Annotated in this window: 21 protein-coding genes and 1 tRNA gene; 12 read left to right on the top strand and 10 right to left on the bottom strand. The window is 30.2% G+C overall.

Annotated elements, in window-relative coordinates:
- Nucleotides 1-160: 160 nt before the first annotated feature.
- Nucleotides 161-421, bottom strand: coding sequence for a hypothetical protein (locus tag ACUN3A_RS18345; protein ID WP_445552731.1), 261 nt, complete (start codon nucleotides 419-421; stop codon nucleotides 161-163).
- Between the two features lie 84 nt (nucleotides 422-505).
- Nucleotides 506-580: transfer RNA gene (locus ACUN3A_RS18340), tRNA-Val, on the bottom strand.
- Between the two features lie 208 nt (nucleotides 581-788).
- Between ACUN3A_RS18340 and ACUN3A_RS18335 the strand changes: the two genes are divergently transcribed.
- A complete protein-coding gene (locus tag ACUN3A_RS18335) occupies nucleotides 789-2,576 on the top strand; it encodes an ABC transporter ATP-binding protein (RefSeq protein ID WP_445552851.1) in 1,788 nt (595 codons plus the stop codon).
- Nucleotides 2,577-2,691: 115 nt separating this feature from the next.
- Here the strand turns inward: ACUN3A_RS18335 and ACUN3A_RS18330 are convergent, their stop codons facing one another.
- Nucleotides 2,692-3,861: a proline dehydrogenase family protein gene (locus ACUN3A_RS18330; protein ID WP_445552730.1), complete on the bottom strand. Its 1,170-nt coding sequence runs from the start codon at nucleotides 3,859-3,861 to the stop codon at nucleotides 2,692-2,694.
- Between the two features lie 93 nt (nucleotides 3,862-3,954).
- Here ACUN3A_RS18330 and aroB point away from each other — a divergent pair, with 93 nt between their 5' ends.
- From aroB to ACUN3A_RS18295, 7 genes are all read left to right on the top strand, one after another.
- On the top strand, nucleotides 3,955-5,022 hold the full coding sequence (gene aroB / locus ACUN3A_RS18325) for a 3-dehydroquinate synthase (RefSeq protein ID WP_445552850.1): 1,068 nt from the start codon (nucleotides 3,955-3,957) through the stop codon (nucleotides 5,020-5,022).
- A 58-nt stretch (nucleotides 5,023-5,080) separates the two neighbouring features.
- A complete protein-coding gene (locus tag ACUN3A_RS18320) occupies nucleotides 5,081-5,260 on the top strand; it encodes a hypothetical protein (RefSeq protein ID WP_445552729.1) in 180 nt (59 codons plus the stop codon).
- A gap of 55 nt (nucleotides 5,261-5,315) precedes the next feature.
- Nucleotides 5,316-6,713, top strand: coding sequence for an arginine decarboxylase (locus ACUN3A_RS18315; RefSeq protein WP_445552728.1), 1,398 nt, complete (start codon nucleotides 5,316-5,318; stop codon nucleotides 6,711-6,713).
- Between the two features lie 109 nt (nucleotides 6,714-6,822).
- Nucleotides 6,823-7,794, top strand: a complete 972-nt coding sequence (locus ACUN3A_RS18310) for a deoxyhypusine synthase family protein (RefSeq protein WP_445552727.1) — start codon at nucleotides 6,823-6,825, stop codon at nucleotides 7,792-7,794.
- Between the two features lie 93 nt (nucleotides 7,795-7,887).
- Complete coding sequence (locus ACUN3A_RS18305) at nucleotides 7,888-8,283, top strand: DNA primase (RefSeq protein WP_445552726.1); 396 nt, start codon at nucleotides 7,888-7,890, stop codon at nucleotides 8,281-8,283.
- Between the two features lie 86 nt (nucleotides 8,284-8,369).
- On the top strand, nucleotides 8,370-10,481 hold the full coding sequence (gene recQ, locus ACUN3A_RS18300; RefSeq protein ID WP_445552725.1) for a DNA helicase RecQ: 2,112 nt from the start codon (nucleotides 8,370-8,372) through the stop codon (nucleotides 10,479-10,481).
- A gap of 2 nt (nucleotides 10,482-10,483) precedes the next feature.
- On the top strand, nucleotides 10,484-10,963 hold the full coding sequence (locus tag ACUN3A_RS18295; RefSeq protein WP_445552724.1) for a DNA-deoxyinosine glycosylase: 480 nt from the start codon (nucleotides 10,484-10,486) through the stop codon (nucleotides 10,961-10,963).
- A 16-nt stretch (nucleotides 10,964-10,979) separates the two neighbouring features.
- On the opposite strand, the gene ACUN3A_RS18290 is transcribed toward ACUN3A_RS18295, so the two are convergent.
- The 4 genes from ACUN3A_RS18290 to ACUN3A_RS18275 form a co-directional block, all read right to left on the bottom strand.
- Nucleotides 10,980-11,495: a DinB family protein gene (locus tag ACUN3A_RS18290; protein ID WP_445552723.1), complete on the bottom strand. Its 516-nt coding sequence runs from the start codon at nucleotides 11,493-11,495 to the stop codon at nucleotides 10,980-10,982.
- A gap of 43 nt (nucleotides 11,496-11,538) precedes the next feature.
- A complete protein-coding gene (locus tag ACUN3A_RS18285; RefSeq protein WP_445552722.1) occupies nucleotides 11,539-14,124 on the bottom strand; it encodes a phosphoenolpyruvate carboxylase in 2,586 nt (861 codons plus the stop codon).
- Between the two features lie 89 nt (nucleotides 14,125-14,213).
- Nucleotides 14,214-14,693 carry an Lrp/AsnC family transcriptional regulator gene (locus ACUN3A_RS18280; protein ID WP_024981770.1) on the bottom strand — a complete coding sequence of 160 codons (480 nt, stop codon included), beginning with the start codon at nucleotides 14,691-14,693 and terminating at the stop codon, nucleotides 14,214-14,216.
- Between the two features lie 76 nt (nucleotides 14,694-14,769).
- A complete protein-coding gene (locus ACUN3A_RS18275) occupies nucleotides 14,770-15,924 on the bottom strand; it encodes a M14 family metallopeptidase (protein WP_445552721.1) in 1,155 nt (384 codons plus the stop codon).
- Between the two features lie 310 nt (nucleotides 15,925-16,234).
- Here ACUN3A_RS18275 and ACUN3A_RS18270 point away from each other — a divergent pair, with 310 nt between their 5' ends.
- Nucleotides 16,235-16,687 (top strand): helix-turn-helix domain-containing protein, encoded by a 453-nt coding sequence (locus ACUN3A_RS18270; RefSeq protein WP_445552720.1) that lies wholly within the window; start codon nucleotides 16,235-16,237, stop codon nucleotides 16,685-16,687.
- A 423-nt stretch (nucleotides 16,688-17,110) separates the two neighbouring features.
- A complete protein-coding gene (locus ACUN3A_RS18265; protein WP_445552719.1) occupies nucleotides 17,111-17,776 on the top strand; it encodes a spermidine synthase in 666 nt (221 codons plus the stop codon).
- Nucleotides 17,777-17,820: 44 nt separating this feature from the next.
- Here ACUN3A_RS18265 and kdsB read toward each other — a convergent pair whose 3' ends face one another.
- From kdsB to ACUN3A_RS18250, 3 genes are read right to left on the bottom strand one after another with little or no spacing between them, the layout of a single operon-like run.
- A complete protein-coding gene (gene kdsB / locus ACUN3A_RS18260; RefSeq protein WP_445552718.1) occupies nucleotides 17,821-18,549 on the bottom strand; it encodes a 3-deoxy-manno-octulosonate cytidylyltransferase in 729 nt (242 codons plus the stop codon).
- A 58-nt stretch (nucleotides 18,550-18,607) separates the two neighbouring features.
- Entirely contained in the window at nucleotides 18,608-19,441 is an 834-nt protein-coding gene (ygiD, locus tag ACUN3A_RS18255) for a 4,5-DOPA-extradiol-dioxygenase (protein ID WP_445552717.1), read from the bottom strand.
- Nucleotides 19,442-19,480: 39 nt separating this feature from the next.
- Entirely contained in the window at nucleotides 19,481-20,905 is a 1,425-nt protein-coding gene (locus ACUN3A_RS18250) for an ATP-dependent DNA helicase (protein ID WP_445552716.1), read from the bottom strand.
- Between the two features lie 269 nt (nucleotides 20,906-21,174).
- Here ACUN3A_RS18250 and ACUN3A_RS18245 point away from each other — a divergent pair, with 269 nt between their 5' ends.
- Both ACUN3A_RS18245 and ACUN3A_RS18240 read left to right on the top strand, forming a co-directional pair.
- Nucleotides 21,175-21,987 carry a DUF3822 family protein gene (locus tag ACUN3A_RS18245; RefSeq protein ID WP_445552715.1) on the top strand — a complete coding sequence of 271 codons (813 nt, stop codon included), beginning with the start codon at nucleotides 21,175-21,177 and terminating at the stop codon, nucleotides 21,985-21,987.
- Entirely contained in the window at nucleotides 21,984-22,586 is a 603-nt protein-coding gene (locus tag ACUN3A_RS18240; RefSeq protein ID WP_445552714.1) for an RsmD family RNA methyltransferase, read from the top strand. The genes ACUN3A_RS18245 and ACUN3A_RS18240 overlap by 4 nt, the downstream gene beginning before the upstream one ends.
- Nucleotides 22,587-22,690: the final 104 nt, after the last annotated feature.

Below are 22,690 nucleotides of genomic sequence, written 5' to 3'. Positions count from 1 at the left end.
ATATCATATAGAATGACTATATACATTGTATAGAACAACAATGCCTATCATATATACCAGCTATATTGATTGTATAGAGGAACTATACGAATCGTATATAATAACTATACACATCGTATAGAGCAACTATATAAATCGTATAGATTATCTAAGCAAATACTTAAGATTTGTCTTCTTTTAAATCGCTTATCGCGTTAATCTGGTCCAGTATATTAGTTTGATTTGGCGAAATGTGATTTTTGGTTTCCGGAATGTTTTCTTTTTTAAATAATAAGACTAATGCATTATGGAGTTTTAGCAATACATCTTTATCTTCTTTATCAATATCTACAGCACTATTGAAATCAAAAGTATAATTATTTGAATTTCGTACTTCAATTTTTATTGTTTTGGGAGTGATTTTAAATTTTACGACATCCATTTTCAAGAAGAATATTATTAGTTTTTGTAAAAATAAAGACAAAAAAGGACAAAAAAAAACTTCTCAATTTCTTGAGAAGTTTAGTGGGCGATGAGGGGTTCGAACCCCCGACCCCCTCGGTGTAAACGAGGTGCTCTGAACCAGCTGAGCTAATCGCCCTTTCGGGTTGCAATGTCTTGCGTTATTGCGAGTGCAAATATACAACTAGAACTCGTATTTGCAAGCGAAATTCAAAAAAAATAAAATAAAAAATAACGATTTGTTTTTTAATGCCTCATTAATAGTGTTTTATTTAAAAATGAAACACGTTATTATTTTTGGTTATCACCCTTATATAGCCTTACATTTGTATTATAAAACAAATATAATGGCACGATTCCAAGAAAATGATTTACCCAAATCAAAAATTACTGCAACTTCACTGCAAAAAGCTATTCTAATTTTTAAATATGCCGATATTCACAAGTGGAAATTTTATGTGGGATTGGTCTTCTTACTACTAACCAGTGTTACTGCCCTAGCCTTTCCTAAGTTTATGGGAATGCTCGTGGATTGTGTGAACAAAAAAGATGCCCATTTAGCCAACGAAATTGCATTAGGTTTAGGATTGGTACTATTATTACAATCATTATTTTCTTTTTTTAGACTTTCCTTGTTTGTCAACTTCACCGAAAATACTTTGGCAAACGTTCGATTAGCTTTATATACCAATTTAGTTAAATTACCAATGTCATTTTTTTCTCAAAAACGCGTTGGAGAATTAAATAGCCGAATTAGTAATGATATCACTCAAATTCAGGATACGTTAACTACGACAATTGCTGAATTTTTAAGACAGTTCATATTAATCATTGGAAGTTTCGCTATGCTAGCCAGCATTAATATCAAATTGACTATTATGATGGTTTCTGTAGTGCCTTTAGTTGGGGTAATTGCTGTTGTTTTTGGGCGATTTATCCGAAAATATTCTAAAAAAGTACAAGATCAAGTTGCCGAGAGTCAAGTCGTAGTTGAAGAAACAATGCAGGGAATTAGTATTGTTAAGGCTTTCGCCAATGAATGGTACGAGATTGCCCGTTACAAAGAAAGAATTAAAGAAGTTGTCAAAATAGGTATTAAAGGAGGTCAATTTAGAGGATATTTTGCTTCTTTTATTATTATTTGCTTGTTTGGTACAATCGTTGGTGTTGTTTGGTATGGTGTTCAATTAAGTATAGCGGGTGAAATTACCGTAGGTGAATTATTTACTTTTATCCTGTATTCAAGTTATGTTGGAGCATCCTCAGGAGGTATCGCCGAATTATATGCACAAATGCAAAAAGCAATTGGTGCAACCGAAAGAGTTTTTGAATTATTGGATGAAGTACCGGAAAAAATCAATTCAAATATACACATTCCTTCTATAGATAAAATTAAAGGAGATGTTACCTTTAATAATGTTGCTTTTAGCTATCCTTCAAGAAAAGAGGTTAAGGTCTTAAAAGACATTAATTTCACAGCCAATTTTGGTCAAAAGATAGCACTTGTTGGACCAAGTGGTATGGGAAAATCAACTATCGCATCTTTATTATTACGTTTTTATGACATAGAAAGTGGCGAAATTCTAATTGATGGAAAAAATATTTACGATTATGATTTAGAAAATCTTCGAGGGAATATGAGTATAGTGCCTCAAGATGTTATTCTCTTTGGTGGAACTATAAAAGAAAATATTGCATATGGTAAACCTAATGCAACTGAAGAAGAAATTATAACAGCTGCTAAACAAGCTAATGCTTATAACTTTATAGAAAGCTTTCCTGAGAAATTTGATACTATTGTTGGTGAAAGAGGAATCAAACTTTCTGGTGGACAAAGACAGCGAATTGCCATTGCTCGAGCTTTGTTGAAAAATCCTTCGATATTAATTTTAGACGAGGCTACTTCTTCATTAGATAGTGAAAGCGAAAAATTAGTACAAGAAGCTTTAGAAATCTTGATGGAAGGAAGAACAAGTATTATCATTGCTCACCGTCTTTCAACTATTCGTAGTGCTGATCAAATTTTAGTACTTGATAATGGAAAAATAAGCGAACAAGGAACCCATCAGGAATTAATTAATCTAGAGAATGGATTGTATAAAAATTTAAGCAATCTACAATTCAGTAATTCTTAATTTTAAAATAAAACCACATAAAAAAAAATCCATTTGTTTATTAGTACAAATGGATTTTTTTATGAAAAACAGACAGTTTTTAAATGTTTAAAAATTGAAAACTGATGGCTTAATTTTATTTTCCTCTTCTTCTATTGCGTTCTGCTTTAATCATCGATAATTCACGACTAGTTTGTCCTGCAACAGATGTGTTTTCTTCTGCACGGCGAATCAAGTATGGCATAACGTCTTTTACAGGTCCAAAAGGCAAATATTTGGCAATGTTATATCCATTGGCAGCTAAATTGTAACTGATATTATCGCTCATTCCATACAATTGACCAAACCAAATTCTACTATCACTAGTTGATATTCCTTTAGTTTTCATCAATTCCATTAATTTATAAGTGCTCTCTTCGTTATGAGTACCAGCAAAAATAGACATAGTCTCTAAATGCTCTACCATATATTGAACAGCAGCATCATAGTTAATATCAGAAGCCTCTTTAGAATCGCATATTGGTGTTGGATATCCTTTTTCTTCAGCACGAAGATTTTCTTTTTCCATATAAGCACCACGAACCAATTTCATTCCAATGAAGAAACCTTCCGCTTTGGCTTGTTCGTTCAATTTTTTTAAATAATTCAGACGATCCCAACGATACATCTGAAGCGTGTTGAATACAATAACTTTTTCTTTGTTGTATTTGCGCATCATTTCAGTAACTAAATCATCCGCTGCATCTTGCATCCAACTTTCTTCAGCATCAATCAATAAAGCTACATTTTTTTTATGTGCCTCGCTGCATACTAAATCAAAACGAGCCACGACCCTATTCCATTCCTCTTGTTCTTCTAGGGTTAACGTTTCTTTTTCTCCTATTTTTTCATATAAATCCAAACGTCCTAAACCTGTAGGTTTAAATACTGCAAATGGAATTGCTTTACGCTCTTTGGCAAACTCAATGGTTTTTAAAGTCATTTCCAGAGCTGCATCAAATTGGTTTTCTTCCTCTTTACCTTCAACTGAATAATCTAATACAGATGATACTCCTTTAGTATACATTTTATCAACTACTGATAGACAATCATCCTCGTTTACTCCACCGCAAAAATGATCAAATACCGTTGCTCTAATTAAGCCTTCAACAGGAAGATTTGCTTTTATTGCGAAATTGGTAACAGCTGTTCCAATACGAACTAACGGCTGACTATTGATTAATTTGAAAAGAAAATACGCTCTTTCGAGTTCAGTATCGCTTTTCAATGCAAACGCAATTTGTGAGTTATTGAAAATATTATCCATATTTTGTTATATTTTTTTTGCAAATATAAAGAGAGTAAATCATTATTATTAGCAAATTTTCCCTTATTTTGCGGTTTCAATTAAAATAAAATGATGCAATCTATTCAAGCAAATAATTATCCTGTACATTTTAATGAAACTGGATATGAAAAACTAAATCAACATTTAAAAGAGAACAAATATTCTAATTTATTTATCATTGTAGACACTAATACAAACGAATATTGTTTGCCAAAATTTCTACCATTATTAGAAACAGATTTGACAATAGAAATTATTGAATTTGAAGCAGGTGAAGTAAATAAAAACATTGAAACTTGTATTGAAATCTGGAATGTTTTAACAGAACTTGGAGCTGATAGAAAAACATTGATTATTAATATTGGTGGTGGTGTTGTAACAGATTTAGGTGGTTTTGTGGCTTCAACTTTCAAAAGAGGTGTTGATTTTATTCACATTCCAACCACTTTGTTATCTATGGTAGATGCTTCTGTTGGTGGTAAAAATGGAGTAGATTTAGGAAATTTAAAAAACCAAATTGGTGTAATTAATACTCCAAAAATGGTTTTAGTTGATACAGCATATCTTGAAACCGTTCCTCAAAACGAAATGCGATCAGGCCTTGCAGAAATGTTAAAACACGGATTAATATTTGATAAGCCTTATTGGGAATCATTTTTAGATATAAAAGCCATTGATTTTAATCAATTAGATTCTTTAATTCATCGTTCGGTTGAAATTAAGAACATAATTGTTATGCAAGATCCAACCGAAAAAAACATTCGAAAATCATTAAACTTCGGGCACACTTTAGGGCATGCTATAGAAAGTTATTTTTTAGAAAATGAAAATAAAACAACTTTGTTACATGGTGAGGCAATTGCCGTTGGAATGATATTGGAAAGCTACATTTCGTTGCATAAAAATTTAATAACTAAAGAAGAATATCATCAAATTAAAAAGGCTTTAAAGTCAATATATGATGATGTAATTTTTGAAGAAAATGATATCGATCCGATACTGGAATTACTAATTCACGATAAGAAAAATGAATATGGAACGATACAATTTGCATTAATCGAAGGTATCGGGAAAATAAAAATTAATCAATCTGTTGAAAACGAATTAATTCTAAATGCTTTTGAAGATTATAAATCTTAGCGTTTTTTTAATAAAAAAGCATTGCTTTACGTTTATATTATTTTTTACATTTGTGCCAATGAATAAAAATAAAAATACTAAAAATTTTTCTACTAAAAGAACCAGAAACAATAGAGCTTTTTTGAGTTTGTTGAAGCGTTTTTATGGTATTAAAGGAAATTTTAGTTTTGATTTATTTCAATATTTTAAGGCCGATTACGAAGAACTTCAAATCATCTATGCCAATATTAGGGTTTGAACCAATATTAATTCTATTTTTTTAATACAATTAATTCTAAAACTCTAAAAAACATATGAATACAAAATATTCCGACTTAATAAATCAAACGTATTATTTTCCTCAAGAAGAATTTAAATTAAATAAAGATAATCTTCAATTTCATAATATCGATTTAATGAAATTGGTAGAACAATATGGTACTCCGTTAAAGTTTACCTATTTGCCACAAATTTCCAATAATATTAACAAAGCCAAAAGCTGGTTTCGTAAATCGATGGAAAAAAATAAATATGAGGCTAAATATTTCTACTGTTATTGCACTAAAAGTTCTCATTTTGAATACGTTATGAATGAAGCTTTCAAGAATAACATTCATGTAGAAACATCATCTGCCTTTGATATTAATATTGTTGAAAATTTATTAGAAAAAGGAAAAATAAATAAAAGTACTTATATCATTTGTAATGGTTTCAAAAGAGATCAATACATTGAAAATATCGCCCGATTAGTTAACAATGGACATAAAAATACTATTCCAATTATTGATAACTATGAAGAATTAGATTTGTTACAGGAGCAAATCAATGGCAAATTTAAAATAGGAATTAGAATTGCTGCCGAAGAGGAACCAAAATTTGAGTTTTATACCTCTCGATTAGGAATTGGATATAAAAACATTGTTCCTTTTTATAAGAAAGAAGTAAAAGAGAATAAAAATCTGGAACTTAAAATGTTACACTTTTTTATTAATACTGGAATCAATGACAATGCTTATTATTGGAATGAACTTGTAAAATGTATCAAGGTATACGTGGCTTTGAAGAAAGAATGCCCAACTCTTGATGGTTTAAATATTGGTGGTGGCTTCCCAATCAAAAATTCATTGGCTTTCGAATATGATTACCAATATATGATTGACGAAATCATCAATCAAATTAAAATTGCTTGTGACGAAGCTGAAGTTGATGTTCCAAATATTTTCACCGAGTTTGGTTCTTTTACAGTTGGAGAAAGTGGTGGTGCTATTTATCAGGTATTGTATCAAAAACAACAAAATGATAGAGAAAAATGGAATATGATTGACTCCTCTTTCATTACAACTTTACCAGATACTTGGGCAATAAATAAGCGTTTTATCATGTTAGCTATTAACAGATGGAATGAAACCTACGAAAGAGTTTTATTAGGTGGAATGACTTGTGATAGTGATGACTATTACAACTCTGAGCAAAATATGAATGCCATATATTTGCCAAAGTACAATAAGGAGAAGCCATTATATTTAGGTTTTTTCAACACAGGAGCTTATCAAGAGACTATTGGAGGTTTTGGAGGATTGCAACACTGCTTGATACCACAGCCGAAACACATTTTGATTGACCGCGATGAGAATGGAATATTAGCAACCGAAGTATTTTCTGAACAGCAAACAGCAGAGGATGTACTAAAAATATTAGGTTATAATAAATAATAAATATAAATTGGGTTAGAGGAAAATTGATATTTATAAATTTCTTTTATTTGTAAATCCAAATCTCAATTGCCCTTTTGAATACTAAACAAAAAAGAAAAAAAAGAATATGAGTAAAGGACCAATCAGTCAGTTTATTGAAAAGCACTATTTGCATTTCAATTCTGCATCTTTAGTTGATGCTGCAAAAGCTTATGAGCAGCAGTTAGCCAATGGTGCAAAAATGATGGTAAGTATGGCTGGTGCTATGAGTACCGCTGAAATTGGAAAGATTTTTGCCGAAATAATTCGTCAAGATAAAGTTCAAATTATTTCTTGCACAGGAGCGAATCTTGAAGAAGATATTATGAACTTAGTAGCACATTCTCATTATGAAAGAGTTCCAAATTATCGTGATTTGACTCCTCAAGATGAATGGGCTTTGTTAGAAAGAGGTTTGAATAGAGTTACAGATACTTGTATTCCTGAGCACGAAGCTTTTCGTCGTCTTCAAAAACACATTTATAAAATTTGGAAAGATGCTGATGATAAAGGAGAAAGATATTTTCCACATGAGTTCATGTACAAAATGTTACTTTCAGGTGTCTTAGAAGAATATTATGAAATTGATTTAAAAGACAGTTGGATGTATGCTGCTGCTGAGAAAAATTTACCAATTATCGTACCAGGATGGGAAGATAGTACTATGGGAAATATTTTTGCATCATACGTTATCAAAGGAGATTTGAAAGCTTCGACCATGAAATCAGGAATTGAATATATGGTTTTCTTGTCTGATTGGTATCCAAAAAACAGTGCTAATGGAATTGGTTTCTTCCAAATTGGTGGTGGTATTGCAGGAGATTTTCCAATATGTGTAGTACCAATGTTGTATCAAGACATGGAAATGCATGATATTCCATTTTGGAGTTATTTCTGTCAAATTTCTGATTCAACAACCAGTTACGGATCTTATTCCGGAGCGGTTCCTAATGAAAAAATTACTTGGGGAAAACTAGATATTAATACTCCAAAGTTCATTATCGAATCGGATGCTACCATTGTAGCGCCATTAATTTTTGCTTATTTGTTAGATTTATAATAATTATTTATGAAATGAGCATAGCTGAAAATTGGTAAAAAACCAATAAAGATATGCGAATTACATATTTCAACAAAACAATATTTACTACATATGAAAAGAGTAATAGTTGATTACGCCAAATTGACCAACGAAATTTTGAATCTTTTGGTTGAAAAATTTCCTGATGGATATGATGATTCAGACATCATTAGATTTAGAAATGCCAAAAATGAATTGATTGAAGCTGTTGAAGTTAGAACAGAAGATACTATTTATTTAGTAAAAGTAAGTACTAAACTTGCCGACAGAATTGGAAATTATGATGAAGATGATGAAATTGATGATGTTGTAGAACCAATCAGTGGTTTAGAGTTAGATGTTGAAGATGCGGATGATGATGATGAGGATGACAATATTGATAAACCAGATTTAGATGGAGATGATGATGACGAAGATTCTGATAGCAAAGACATCGCTGATGATGACGATGATGAAGACGAAGATTAATTTTTAATTTTTTGAAATATAAAAAAGGAACTCTATAATTCGAGTTCCTTTTTTTATTACATTTATTTTTCAAAATATACGCCAAAATGACAAGAGAAATTTTACACGCCAAACTTAAAGAAAATTTTGGGTTTGAAAAATTCAGACCTAATCAAGAACAGATTATTAATTGTGTACTTTCAGGGAAAGATACATTGGCAATTATGCCAACAGGTGGAGGGAAATCAATTTGTTTTCAGCTGCCTGCTTTGATATTTCCAGGAATTACTATTGTGATTTCTCCACTTATTGCTTTGATGAAAGATCAAGTGGATAGTTTGAAAGCCAATGGAATAGCCGCATGCTTTATTAATAGCAGTCAATCTAGTGAAGAGCAAGAATTACATATTCAAAATTTAAAAGACAATAAAGTAAAACTTGTTTATGTTGCACCAGAAAGTTTGTCTTTTTTAGAAAATGCATTTAGTCAGATAACGGTTAGCTTAATTGCTATTGATGAAGCACATTGCATATCATCTTGGGGTCATGACTTTCGACCGGCTTACACCAATCTTGGATATTTAAAAAACCGCTTCCCTTCTACTCCAATCTTAGGATTGACTGCAACTGCCGATAAAGCAACACGTGTTGATATTTGTGAGCAGTTAAATTTAAAAAATCCTGAAATTTTTATTTCTTCTTTTGATAGAAAAAATTTAAGTTTAGAGGTTAGACCCGCTTTAGATCGTGTAAAGCAAATTATAGATTTCATAAAAAACAAACCCAATGAATCAGGTATCGTATATTGTTTAAGTCGCAAAACAACGGAAGAACTTGCTGAAAAATTACAAAAAATTGGAATTAATGCTAAAGCGTATCATGCAGGTTTGGACAATAAAATTCGTTCCAAAACTCAGGATGAATTTATAAATGATGATTGCCAAGTTGTTTGTGCGACCATAGCTTTTGGAATGGGAATTGATAAATCGAATGTTCGTTGGGTTATTCATTATAATTTACCAAAAAATATTGAAGGCTATTACCAGGAAATTGGGAGAGCTGGTCGTGATGGATTACCATCCGAAACTGTTTTATTTGAAAGCTATGGCGATGTAATTCAATTGCAAAAATTTGCCTCCGAAGGTTTGAATGCAGAAGTTCAACTTTCTAAATTGGAAAGAATGAAACAATATGCCGATGCTTTGAGTTGTCGAAGAAAAATTTTGCTGTCCTATTTTGGCGAATTAGTTTCAGATAATTGTGGAAACTGTGATATATGCAAAAATCCACCTGCTTTTTTTGATGGAACAATTATTGCACAAAAAGCATTATCGGCTATAATTCGTTTACAAGAATCTGAAGCTTTACCAGTAATTGTAGATTTTTTAAGAGGTTCTAAAAATGCTTCAATATATGACAAAGGCTATCAAAATTTAAAAACCTATGGAGTTGGTGCAGATGTATCATGGTACGATTGGAATCAATATTTAATACAGCTAATCAATTTAGGATTTTGCGAAATTGCTTTTCATCAACAGAATAAAATAAAATTGACTTCTTTTGCAAAAAAGGTTTTATTTGATGGAGAAAAAGTAAAATTGACAACGGTATTAAAAATTGATAAAAATAAATCCGAAGTCAAAGAGCGAGCTACTAAAACAACAACAAATTCTTTGTTTGAATTTCTTAGAAAATTACGTTCAGAAATTGCCAAAGAAGAAGGAGTTCCAGCTTATGTAATTTTTAACGATGCAACTCTTAAACAATTAGAAACTCAACGTCCAATGAGTGACGAAGAATTTCTCAGTATTGATGGAGTTGGAAAAGCAAAGCTTGAAAAATATGGAGATGTTTTTATAAAAGCTATAATTGAATTTCAAAAAATAAAAAAGGAACGTTCCAAAAAAGAAGGAAGTACCTATAAGGAAACTTTAGAATTATTTAAAAATGGTCTGTCTGTTGAAGAAATTGCAATAAAAAGAAAATTAGGGGTTCCAACAATAATTTCTCATTTAGCTAAATTATATAGTGACGGTCATCCAATAGATTTAAGTATTTATATTAGTAATGAAGAAATTTCAAAAATTGCTAAAGCAAAAATAAAATTAGAAAACCCAAATGCGCTTAAACCTTATTTTGATTTTTTTGAAGAAACAATTTCGTACGACAAAATAAGAATTGGTTTAACCATTCTTGAAAAAGAAAATTTAGTACTTTAAATATGCAACTGAATTCATTTCCCTATTTTATAGATTCAAATACTGAAATATTAATTTTGGGAACTATGCCTGGTGCAATGTCTCTAGATAAAAACGAATATTATGCTCATCCAAGAAATCATTTTTGGAAAATTTTATATACTCAATTTGAGGCGTTACCGATTTCAACTATTTTTGAAGAAAAAAAAGAATTTTTAAAATCCAATAATATTGGGCTTTGGGATGTTTTAGAAAATTGTGAACGAAAAGGAAGTTTGGATATTCACATCAAAAACCATAAAGAAAATGATTTTGAAAGTTTATTCAAAAAATTCCCGAAAATCACTAAAATAATTTTTAATGGAAAACAGAGTCATGCATTTTTCTATAAAAAATTTGGACAAATTGAAGGTGTTACCTATTTTGTAATGCCTTCGACCAGTCCTGCAAATACTATGTCTTTTGAAAATAAATTAAAGATTTGGTCAACTTGTTTTGAATAAAACAAATAATACTATTTTATAAATATCTTTCACCAAAAACTTTTTGATGGTGTTTCATGTGACCTATAATTAAAAATCCAATAGCTCTTACCGAAATTTCATGATCGGAGGCAATTCCAATTCTGGCTAATTGTTCTTCAGAAAAACTTTTAAACATAATTATATCAGAATGCCTTACAGCTGAAAATTCGGTTAACAAATCTTGAATGCTTCGGTTTTTTGCATTAGTATTATCAACATAAAAATTTTCGTCAAATCCTGGTAATGGTGTTTTATCATTTCTAGAAATTCTCAATGCTCGATAACTGAAAATTCTCTCGGTATCGATAATATGCTGAATGATTTCTTTGATTGTCCATTTACCTTCAGCATAACTATAATCAAATTTATCCAAAGGTATATTTTGGATAAATTTGATAAAGTCATGTAAACTAATTTCTAATTCTTCTAATAGTTCAACATTTTCTAATGCTTGTATATAGGTAGCATTAAATTTTGAATATTCATTTACTGGCAATTGATTTGAATTCATCTGACAATTTTTGAAGGTTAGAATATTATTTTATTAAAATTAATTAAGCTGAATTTCTACTAGCATTTGTGTTTCCAAAAAGAGAACGAGTTACAATTTTCTCATAAACTTTTATTAAATTCAAATCTGGCTTTTCTTCTTTATTAAGTTCGCTAATTTTCAACAAAGCATATTGTTGTATTGTCAATAATGGCAACACAATACGTTCTCTCATTTGAATAGAAGCTATACCATCAGGATAATTTTCCATCAATTCTTTATGACCTGCAATTTTTAACAAAAGTCGTTTTGTTTCTAAAAACTCATCATAAATAATTTGCCAAAAAGCTCCGAACTCAGGATCCTTACTCATATATGCAGTCAAAGGGAAAAATGATTTAGCCAATGACATCATACTGTTTTCTAACAAAGTTTTGAAAAACAATGAATTATCATATAAATTTTGAACTTTATCCCATTGTTTAGTCTCTTCAAAATGTTTTAAAGCTGTACCCACTCCAAAAAATCCAGGTACATTTTGCTTCAATTGGCTCCAAGAACCTACAAATGGAATAGCTCTTAAATCTGCAAAATCAAGAGTTTCTGATTTACTTCTTTTAGATGGACGACTACCAATATTAGTTTTAGCATAATATTTCAAAGTACTCATTTGTTCCAAATAAGGAATAAATTTAGGATGATTTTTAAAACTTAAATATTTATTATATCCTAAATCAGCCATTTGATCCAAGATATTTTTTTCTTCTATACTTAGTTCGTTTTGTCCTTGATTGAATACTTGATTGGCAACACCTGCGCTTAAAAGATTTTCTAAATTATAACGACAAGAATCTAATGTACCAAAATTTGAACTAATGGTTTGACCTTGTATTGTAATTTGAATTTCATTATTTTCAATATTTGGTCCTAATGAAGCATAAAATTTATGTGTTTTTCCACCTCCACGTGCTGGTGGTCCACCGCGACCATCAAAAAATATAACATGAATACCATATTTTCTCGACATTTCGGTTAAAGCTTCTTTTGCTTTATAAATACTCCAGTTTGCCATCATATAACCACCGTCTTTAGTACCATCCGAAAAACCTAACATTATGGTTTGTTTGTTTCCTCGGTGTACTAAATGTTGAGCATATTCAGTATTTGTATATAATTTTTCCATCACTAAATGAGCATTATGCAAATCATCTACTGATTCAAAAAGAGGAATAACATCTACTGTAGCGTTTTCCCAATTACATAATTTGAATAATGCAAAAGTTTCCATTACATTCAGAGCGCTCTCATTATTACTTATAATATAACGATTGGCACCAAATTCTCCATTATTTTCCTGAATTGTTTTGATGGTTTGAATTGATTCAATCGTAGATCTTGTCATTTCATTTTCAAAATCTGCGGCATCTAAATTCCCTTTTAATGTAGATAATACTTCAATTTTTGCTTCCTCAGTTAATTGGAAATAGTTCTCTGGAAAAATATTTTGTTTTGATTTTGAATAATAATCTACAATATCATAAAAAACACTTTGATGAATTTTACTATTTTGTCTAATATCTAAAGTAGCAAAATGGAAACCAAACAAATTAATACGGATAAGCAAAGCATCTATTTGATCAACATAAATTGATTGATGTTGTTCAACGATTAAAGTTTTTATTTTATTCAGATGTGATTTTAATTCATCAAGTGTAATAAAAATATCCCCTTTAGAATAAAAAACTGAACGATATAATTTTTGTTCTAACTCCATCACCAACGAATCCACAACTGGAAAAGTCAATTTTCGTTTTAGATTTCTAATTTCAAAATAATAACATTTTAAAATAGAAGTTCTCAAACGCTCAGCAACTTTCAGTGTAATTTCAGTGGTTACAAATGGATTACCATCGCGGTCACCACCTGGCCAGAAACCAAGTTTAATTAGTGGATTTTTTATAGATTCACCTTCAAAAACATTCTTTTGCAAATAATGAACCATTTCCCCAGAAGTGTTGTAAAAAACATTTTCTAGATACCAAATTAAACTAACAGCTTCATCATAAGGATTTGGCTTTTCATTTTGTATGAAAGGAGTTTTACCCAATTGAGCTAATAATTGTTTTATTTCTAATAAATTATTAGTTCTAATCGCTTCAGTCAAATCATTGATAATACCTAGAACAGATCCTGGGTAAAACTGAGTTGGATGAGCTGTTAAAACAGTACGAACATTAAAATTTTCTAAAAAATGAATCAGTTCTTCTTTACTATTTTTAACATCTGACTTCTCTTTAATATCACGAAGTGAACCTCTCCCCTCCATATTATTTACTACAGGAAATGCAGCATCCTCAATAGCATCAAATAAAACTATTTGACGTTCAATGTATTGTATGAAATGAAACATCAAATTGATTTTATCTTTTTCAGAAGCGCTATGTAGGTATTTATCTGAGAAAAAATCAAAAATTTCTGTAGGTGTTTTTTGTTTTTTGAAACCACTATCACAAACTTCTGTGAAAATCGGCAACAAAACACCTGTATTGTCCACAGAATCAAAGGGTAATGTTATAAATACACTATTATAAATATGGTATTTAGATAAAACATTTTGATTAAAACGTTCTATTTTAGGTAGCGTGTACATAATTCTATCAGTTGGTTGGTTTATCAAGCATAAAAAAACCTCAAGATTACACTCTTGAGGTTATATTATATATATAAGCATTCAAGATTTTACATTTCTTTAAAAATGGTATGCATCAAACGTTTTTTATCGTTGATACTTTCTTCAAGTGAAATCATAGTTTCTGTTCTATAAACTCCCTCGATATCATCAATCATAAAAATAACATCTTTTGCATGTTTAGTATCTTTTGCTCTAATTTTGCAAAAAATATTGAATTTACCTGTAGTTACAGATGCTACAGTTACAAATGGAATCTCATTAATACGTTCTAAAACAAATTTAGTCTGAGAAGTATTATTAAGAAAGACACCTACGTAAGCAATAAATGAATATCCTAATTTATCATAATCAAGAACCAAAGAGGATCCCATAATAATACCAGCATCTTCCATTTTTTTAACTCTAACGTGCACCGTTCCAGCTGAAATCAATAATTTTTTGGCTATGTCGGTAAACGGAACTCTTGTGTTGTCTATCAACATATCTAAAATCTGATGATCTACTTCATCTAAACGAAACTTACTCATAATTCTTCTATTATTTGGTTATTTAATACTAAAAAAGTTAAAATTATAAATAAAAATTAAATAAATAGTAAAAAAATCAATTTTTTATTTTCCCGTTAACGAAAAAAACTTTTTTATTTAAATTGAAATCGGCAACTTTACCTTCGAGAGGTAAATTTTTTATACCATCTTGGAATAAAGCTCCCTTTGCATCGTACTCAAAATGACCAAATTTTCCTTTTAAATCGCCTATTTCAACTATGTAAGCATTAAAATTTAGTTTATAATCGATCAACTCTTCTTTATATTGAGCGACAAAATTCGTGATTATTTCATTACCATCATAATTTATTTTGACATTTTTATACATAAAATCAAAAAACACAACATTATTCTGAGGAATGTTTAAATATTTATCATTTCTATTGTCAACTACATCGTTTTCGTTAAGAATAATGAAACTCGTAACTAAAGACATAAATACAAATTTTCTTGTTTTTTCTCTTTCATAATCATTTGGATAGTGACCTGCTTCAAACAATAATGTTGGAACACCCAAATATTGAAAAGTATCTCCAATACAGTTTATATTGAATGAATCATCAAATCGCCCAATTTGTCCAGGAATATATTTTTGTAAGACCTCGTTAATTCCAGCGATCAAATTTATAGCTTTTAATCTCGAATCATTAATTTCTCTCTCTTCGTTGTAAGAAGGAGCTAAAAATGATAGAGTTGCTGGTTTTCCAGTATCTGCAACACCGAAAATAGTACGCTGATCATGAAGATTAAAACAATAATCAGGTTTAAATTCTTCAAAAACGGCTCTTAATATTTTACTTTCTGGCTGTGTAAGATCTTGAGAATCTCTGTTTAAATCAATATTGTTTGCATTAGCACGTGTATATAATTTAGCTCCATCAGGATTTAGGATTGGAATACAATAAAATGTAAAACTATCCAAAAGTTGATTAGCTAAATCAGACCCGTTATTCAATAGGTTTATGAAATCAAACAGAGCTTTGGTTGTTGTACTTTCGTTTCCGTGCATTTGTGACCAAAGGTAAATTTTCAATTTACCACTTCCTTTTTGGTAGCTATAAATTGGTTTTCCCAAAACGGATTCTCCAATTATTTTTACATCTTTTTTTAAGGTTTCGCTGTTTAACAATGGCTCGATATCATCTAAAGTTATATAACGCCCTTGAATTGTCTTTTCCTTGTTTTTATTAAATAGTGCTTCTAAATCCATGTTATAATATTTGATTTACAAAAGTAAACATCTTTGTTTTTACATTTGTAAACAATTGATTTTTTGAATTAATTAAGATTGTAAACCCTTTTTTGGGATTTAAATACACAAAAGTACAATCAATATTTTCATGTATTTAATTATTTTAATTTTAAATATAACTATCTTAAAATTAAATTATTATTGTTATTTATATATAGTATATAATTAAACTAAAATAGCTCTATTTTATCTTTTAACATTGTAAATTAGTCTATTCTATTCATTTTAGTTACATTTGTAAATACTTTAATTTGAATCATAATTTACAATGGTAAACACGGATGATTTTATAAAAAGATTGGAAATTATACTTGATTATTTTAGTCTTAGTGCCTCATCATTTGCTGATAAAATTGGTGTACAGCGTTCTAGTATGTCTCATCTTCTTTCCGGAAGAAACAAACCTAGTTTGGATTTTATTCTAAAAATTACTGATTTTTTTCCTGAGGTTGATTTGTATTGGATATTAAATGGCAAAGGTGTTTTTCCGAAAAATTCATCGGCTATTGAAAATCTTGATACAAATTCAGTGGTGACAAATTTTGACACTCCTACTCCAATTGATCTATTTTCTCAACTTTCTATACCTGTTAAAGAAAATAGTAATCATCCAAAAACAAAACAAATTGAAACTTCAATCGGAAATGAAAATACAGATGAAATAGAAAAAATTGTCCTTTTTTACAAAAATGGTACTTTCAAAATATATACACCAAATTGATTGATTTGGTAAAAGGTCTTATTAGATAATTTTTGTCCGTTATCAAAGATTGTTTTTTGAAAAAAATTAAATAATCTGTAAAATGGAGTTTAATTTGAAATTCACGAAAATTAGATATTTCACACTAACAATCGGAAAAAAAAATTTGTGCGATTCTCAGCGCGTTTAATTTGAAGTTATTTTATATCCTTTTTTGGATTTTTTTTTAAAATCAATTGATGTTAAGCATTCTGTAAATAATAGCAATATCAAATCATACCAAATTGTTTGTATTATAACCATTACTATTATTTTATTTTCTCATCGAAGTTACCTTCTATTTTTCAGTCCATTAAATTGCAAATAATCCATTTATAGATTTTATTCTCTTTTTTTGAAAAAATAAAGTAATTAATATCTTATTTTTGGTAAAAACCATAATTAATGCTTAAGAAATTTTTCAGTTATATTATTCCGATTAAAATATTTAAAACCAAATCAACTTTAAGTAAAGCAATAGAAGTAACTTGGGCAAATGGTGAGTTAGTACTCGATTCTGAGAACACTAATTATTCTTACGGCAGTCTTCAGCGTATATTAAGAATAGGACTAAAACATTTTGGATTTGATAAAATTTCAAAAATGAATAATGCATTAGTTTTAGGTGTTGCCGGTGGGAGTGTAATTAAGACATTGGTTGATGAAATTCATTTTAAAGGTCAGATTACAGGTGTTGATATTGATGCGAAAATAATTGAAATTGCAAACGAATACTTCCAACTTGATGAAATTGAAAATCTTGATATAGTTATTGAAGACGCCTTTGAGTTTGTATTAAAAACTAAAGACAAATACGATTTAATAATTATTGATATATTTCAGGATACTAAAATGCCAAACTTTTTATTCGAGAAATTCTTTATTGATAGAATTTGTTTTTTGCTAAATAATAAAGGAGTCGTATTATTCAACACGATGTGTTTGACTGCAGCGGACAATTTTAGGAATCAAAAATTTATTAAAAATTTCAATGTTACAAATTATAAAATCCAATCAATTCCTAGAGTTGAAGTACATAATGAATTGATTATAATTGAAAAGCTGAATTAAGTTTGAAATTTTAATTCAGCTTTGTAAAATTGAAAGAATATAAATTAAAGAAGCATTTTTCTGGCTTTTTCTAAATCTTCTGCAGTATCAATTCCGATTCCAATGTGTGTAGTTTCTACCATTTTGATGCTCTTTCCAAATTCTAAGTAACGCAATTGTTCTAATTTTTCGGATGCTTCCAATGATTTCATAGGTAAATTGTAGAAATCTAAAAGGGCTTGTTTTCTAAAAGCATAAATTCCGATATGTTTCATATAGCGAACACCTGCATTAAGTTCTCTTGGATATGGAATTACCGAACGCGAAAAATATAACGCAAACCCACTCTGATTCACGACTACTTTTACATTATTAGGATTGTTAATTTCCTCTTCTTCTTTTATTTCACACATCAAAGAAGCCAAATCTACTTTCTTTTCAGTGTCATTTTTATAGACTTCAATTAACTTTTCTAAAGCTGCTGTATCAATAAAAGGTTCATCACCTTGTACATTGATTACAATTTCCACATCCATATTTTCGACAGCCTCAGCAATACGATCACTCCCTGATTCGTGTTCTTTGATGCTCATAATGGCTTTTCCTCCATTTGACGTTATTTCGCTAAAAATCAAATCAGAATCGGTAACTACAAAAACATCTTCAAAAAGATTGGATTCTAGAGCTGCTTCGTATGTTCTTAAAATCACTGTTTTTCCTCCCAAATCCTGCATCAATTTGGCGTGAAATCTTGTAGATGCGTAACGGGCGGGAATGACTGCTATTATTTTCATTTTTATTTATTCTTCTATTTTAATTTAGTTTTCAAATATATGCTTTTATAATCTAAAGCTAATTCGAAATTTTCACTGATGTCATACTCAAAGATCCTCCAACTAATTTATCATTAAACAGACTTAATTCTTCCGATTTTCCTTTTAATCCCAAAGTATAAATTAATGGCAAATAATGGTCTGGTGTAGGAATTGCTAATTGAAAAGCTTTACTCTGTTTTTCAAAATCAATAAGCGGTTGAAAATTACCATCGAGTAAATAACTGTTTATATCGGCTCTGGCTTCTATCGCCCAATCGTAGCCATAATTATCTGTATTGATATTTCTAAAATCGACCAATCTTAAATTATGAATGATATTTCCGCTGCCTACTATCAAGATCCCTTTGCTACGCAAGGCGCTTAGTTTTTGTGCTAATTCAAAATGGTATTGCCCAGATTTTGTGTAATCGATACTCATCTGGATTACAGGAATATCAGCATTCGGATATAAATGTTTAATTACACTCCATGATCCATGATCCAAACCCCAATGATGGTCAAGTTCTACAGCAGTTGGCAATAATAATTCTTGTGTTATTGCAGCTAGTTTTGGGCTTCCTTCGGCAGGATATTGAACTGCAAATAATTCTTGTGGAAAGCCACCAAAATCATGAATTGTTCTTGGCATTTCCATTGCGGTAACTTTGGTACCGTTTGTAAACCAATGTGCCGAAATACATAAAATAGCATTGGGTTTAGGTAGTGTTTTAGCTAAATTTCTAAAGCTGGTCACAAACTGATTTTCTTCAATGGCATTCATTGGGCTTCCGTGGCCCAAAAACAAAACTGGCATTTTTTCAGTATTTGAAAAGGAGCCTGATATTTTATGTAAATCGTTTAGTGTGTTCATAATAAAAAGATTTATTATTGTTTTTAAACAGTCAAGGTATTATTCAACAAAACTCTCATCTTTAAAACCTATCAAATATAGCTTATTTTTGGCTCTTGTCATAGCAGTATATAACCATCGGATGTAATCCTTGTCGATGCCATTTGGTAAATATGGCTGTTCAATAAAAACAGTATTCCATTGCCCTCCCTGCGATTTATGACAGGTAATTGCATAGGAGAATTTAACCTGTAGTGCATTAAAATATTCGTTTTCCTTTACTTTTTGGAACTTTTTATACTTAGTGGTTTCGCTTTCATAATCCAACATCACTTCTTGATACAATCTATTTGATTCCTCAAATGTCAAGGACGGCGATTCACTTGTTATGGTATCCATCAAAAGCACGGTTTCAAAAGGCTTCTGATCTGGATAATCAATCATTCGGATTTTTACTTTCGCAAATTTAAAACCGTACAATTCCTTTATTCCAAACATTTCCAAAATTTCAATAATATCACCATTGGCAATGAATCCGGCTTCATCTGAATCTTTTAGCCAAAAATAATTATTCTTCACGACCATCAAGAAATCACCCGTTGACAATTCACTTTCCTTATCGAGAATTTTGGTTCGGATTTGCTCATTGTACTGATTCGCTCTTTTATTGGAACGAACAATAAAAGCCGTGTCTTCTATACTAAAATTGCTGTAAGCCGAGTGAATCGCATCCTGAATATCATAGCCATCCACCAACCGCACAATGTCTTTGAATTTTCGAACATTGAATTTGAATTCAGTTATAAAAGTATCTTTCAATAATTCTCTTAATTCTGTAGCATTATGTAGAATTCCAGAGTTTTCTTCCTGACGCATTACTTCGTTAAGTTCTATATGTTCAACCTCTTTGTTGTAATTTATGCTAAGTGTATGAATGTCTAAAGCCGGGCTTATGTCTAAATTTACAGGCGGTAATTGGGCTGTATCTCCCAACAGAATCATTTTGCAATTGGTTCCCGAATACACATAGGAAATCAAATCATCGAGCAAAGAACCGTTTTCATACAATTTAGAATCCGAATTCGTATCGGAAATCATCGATGCTTCATCGACTATGAAAACCGTGTTTTTATGTTTGTTTTGCTGCAAAGTAAACGAAACTCCCCCACCAGAATTCTTCTTCGGGAAATAGATTTTTTTATGAATTGTAAAAGCCGGTTTGTTCGAATAATTGGCAATTACTTTGGCCGCGCGCCCAGTTGGAGCCAGCAAAACATATTTTTTGTTAATCTCTAACAAGCTATTCACGATAGTAGAAATAACCGTTGTTTTCCCAGTTCCTGCATAACCTTTCAGCACAAAAATTGTCTCATTTTGAGCATCGGTCAAAAAAATAGCGATTTTTTGAAAAAAAATATCCTGATTGTACGTTGGCTGAAAAGGAAATTTTCTCTGTAAATGACTATAAAATGAGGAGGAATTCATTGGGTGTATTTTGATTGCAAAGTAAGGCTATTTCAATGGCAATTTCAAAAATCAATATCAATTGCAATGACAAAAAATCAATTTCAATGGCAATGGCAAAAAACAATATCAATAAGAATGTTTATTTTAAAATTAACTATTAGAAAAACTATTCAATTTTGAATTTCTTGAAAGTTTTATTTTTTCTATTGTCATTGATATTGCCATTGATTTTTGATATTGAAATTGCTTTTTTAATTCGTAAGTTTGCATTGTCGTAAAAAAAATCTATGAACACCAATATAACCGATAAGAAATATAAAAAACTGTCTATTCAGGTTTCCCTGACTGGATTGTCTTTTTGTTGTTTTGACACGCTTCATAATAGGATTGTATCAATAAATGAAATTCATTTTGATACTTTCCATAAATCGACAAAGATTGAAGAATTGTTTTCGGATGCTTTTAAAAATTACCCGGAACTGAATGACAGTTATGATGAAGTTCAGATTATTCACAATAATAATCTTTCAACATTTGTTCCTACTGCCCTATTTGACGAAAATTTTCTAGGCAGTTATTTACAGTACAATACCAAAGTTTTTGAAACCGATTTTTTTGCATTTGATGAAATCACAAACTATCAAATGAATGCGGTTTACATTCCATATGTGAATATCAATAATTTTTTTATAGACCAATTTGGTTCTTTTGATTACAGACACGCCAATAGTATCTTGGTTTCAAGACTTTTGGATGCGTCCAAAAACAATGACAATAAGAAAATGATTGTTCATTTTAATCCGGGACATTTTGAAGTTATTGTAATTCAGAATCAAAAATTACTTTTGTTCAATTCATTCGAATATAAAACGCCAGAGGATTTTATTTACTATCTGATTTTTACAGCCGAACAATTAAATATGAATCCCGAAAGTTTTCAATTGGAATTATTAGGAGCCATTTCGGAAGAAGATGATTTTTATAAAATCGCTTTCAAATACATTCGCAATGTGTCCTTCTTCAATGTAACTGATTTGCAAAAAAACAATTCTTTTTCAACGGTACAAAATCAGCAACATTTTATACTTTTTAACTCATGAGAATCATATCAGGAAAATACAAAGGAAGACGCATTTTTCCACCAAAAGGACTCCCCGTTCGGCCTACAACCGATATGAGTAAAGAAGCATTATTTAATGTTTTGAACAATCATTTCAGTTTTGAGGGCTTAAAAGTTCTGGATTTATTTGCAGGAACGGGTAATATCAGTTATGAGTTTGCTTCGAGAGGAAGTTCTCCAATTACTTCTGTTGATGGTGATTTTGGCTGTGTAAAATTCATTAAACAAGTGGCAGCCGAATATGATTTTAATATCGCTGCAACCAAAAGTGATGTGTTTGCTTTTTTAGAAAAAAATAAAACCTCATATGATATTATTTTTGCTGATCCCCCTTATGGATTAGACCAAAAAATATTTGAGAAAATTGTTTTATTGGTTTTCGAAAAAGGATTACTCAATGAAGAAGGCATGATGGTTATTGAGCATTCCAAGTACACCAAATTAGATCATATGATTAATTTTTCTTTTCAGAAAAGTTATGGTGGTTCTATTTTTAGTTTCTTTGAATTGGATTCAACCGAAGAGGAAGAAATAGACGATGAGTCAAATACAAAAGAGACTGAAGAAGACGAAGGTTAATCTGTCCAAAGAATTTATATAAACAAAGCCCTTGCAATTGCGAGGGCTTTAGTGTTTTTTATAGTCTAATGTTTTTTTAGATAATGACAAAAATGCCTAATCCT

This window comes from Flavobacterium sp. WC2509 (assembly GCF_052683105.1).
This window is presented reverse-complemented; position numbering and strand designations above follow the sequence as displayed.

Bases quoted from the DNA above. Each gene is read 5' to 3' on its own strand.
- ACUN3A_RS18345 (WP_445552731.1), bottom strand. From the start codon at position 421: ATGGATGTCGTAAAATTTAAAATCACTCCCAAAACAATAAAAATTGAA.
- ACUN3A_RS18335 (WP_445552851.1), top strand. From the start codon at position 789: ATGGCACGATTCCAAGAAAATGATTTACCCAAATCAAAAATTACTGCA.
- ACUN3A_RS18330 (WP_445552730.1), bottom strand. From the start codon at position 3,861: ATGGATAATATTTTCAATAACTCACAAATTGCGTTTGCATTGAAAAGC.
- aroB (WP_445552850.1), top strand. From the start codon at position 3,955: ATGCAATCTATTCAAGCAAATAATTATCCTGTACATTTTAATGAAACT.
- ACUN3A_RS18320 (WP_445552729.1), top strand. From the start codon at position 5,081: ATGAATAAAAATAAAAATACTAAAAATTTTTCTACTAAAAGAACCAGA.
- ACUN3A_RS18315 (WP_445552728.1), top strand. From the start codon at position 5,316: ATGAATACAAAATATTCCGACTTAATAAATCAAACGTATTATTTTCCT.
- ACUN3A_RS18310 (WP_445552727.1), top strand. From the start codon at position 6,823: ATGAGTAAAGGACCAATCAGTCAGTTTATTGAAAAGCACTATTTGCAT.
- ACUN3A_RS18305 (WP_445552726.1), top strand. From the start codon at position 7,888: ATGAAAAGAGTAATAGTTGATTACGCCAAATTGACCAACGAAATTTTG.
- recQ (WP_445552725.1), top strand. From the start codon at position 8,370: ATGACAAGAGAAATTTTACACGCCAAACTTAAAGAAAATTTTGGGTTT.
- ACUN3A_RS18295 (WP_445552724.1), top strand. From the start codon at position 10,484: ATGCAACTGAATTCATTTCCCTATTTTATAGATTCAAATACTGAAATA.
- ACUN3A_RS18290 (WP_445552723.1), bottom strand. From the start codon at position 11,495: ATGAATTCAAATCAATTGCCAGTAAATGAATATTCAAAATTTAATGCT.
- ACUN3A_RS18285 (WP_445552722.1), bottom strand. From the start codon at position 14,124: ATGTACACGCTACCTAAAATAGAACGTTTTAATCAAAATGTTTTATCT.
- ACUN3A_RS18280 (WP_024981770.1), bottom strand. From the start codon at position 14,693: ATGAGTAAGTTTCGTTTAGATGAAGTAGATCATCAGATTTTAGATATG.
- ACUN3A_RS18275 (WP_445552721.1), bottom strand. From the start codon at position 15,924: ATGGATTTAGAAGCACTATTTAATAAAAACAAGGAAAAGACAATTCAA.
- ACUN3A_RS18270 (WP_445552720.1), top strand. From the start codon at position 16,235: ATGGTAAACACGGATGATTTTATAAAAAGATTGGAAATTATACTTGAT.
- ACUN3A_RS18265 (WP_445552719.1), top strand. From the start codon at position 17,111: ATGCTTAAGAAATTTTTCAGTTATATTATTCCGATTAAAATATTTAAA.
- kdsB (WP_445552718.1), bottom strand. From the start codon at position 18,549: ATGAAAATAATAGCAGTCATTCCCGCCCGTTACGCATCTACAAGATTT.
- ygiD (WP_445552717.1), bottom strand. From the start codon at position 19,441: ATGAACACACTAAACGATTTACATAAAATATCAGGCTCCTTTTCAAAT.
- ACUN3A_RS18250 (WP_445552716.1), bottom strand. From the start codon at position 20,905: ATGAATTCCTCCTCATTTTATAGTCATTTACAGAGAAAATTTCCTTTT.
- ACUN3A_RS18245 (WP_445552715.1), top strand. From the start codon at position 21,175: ATGAACACCAATATAACCGATAAGAAATATAAAAAACTGTCTATTCAG.
- ACUN3A_RS18240 (WP_445552714.1), top strand. From the start codon at position 21,984: ATGAGAATCATATCAGGAAAATACAAAGGAAGACGCATTTTTCCACCA.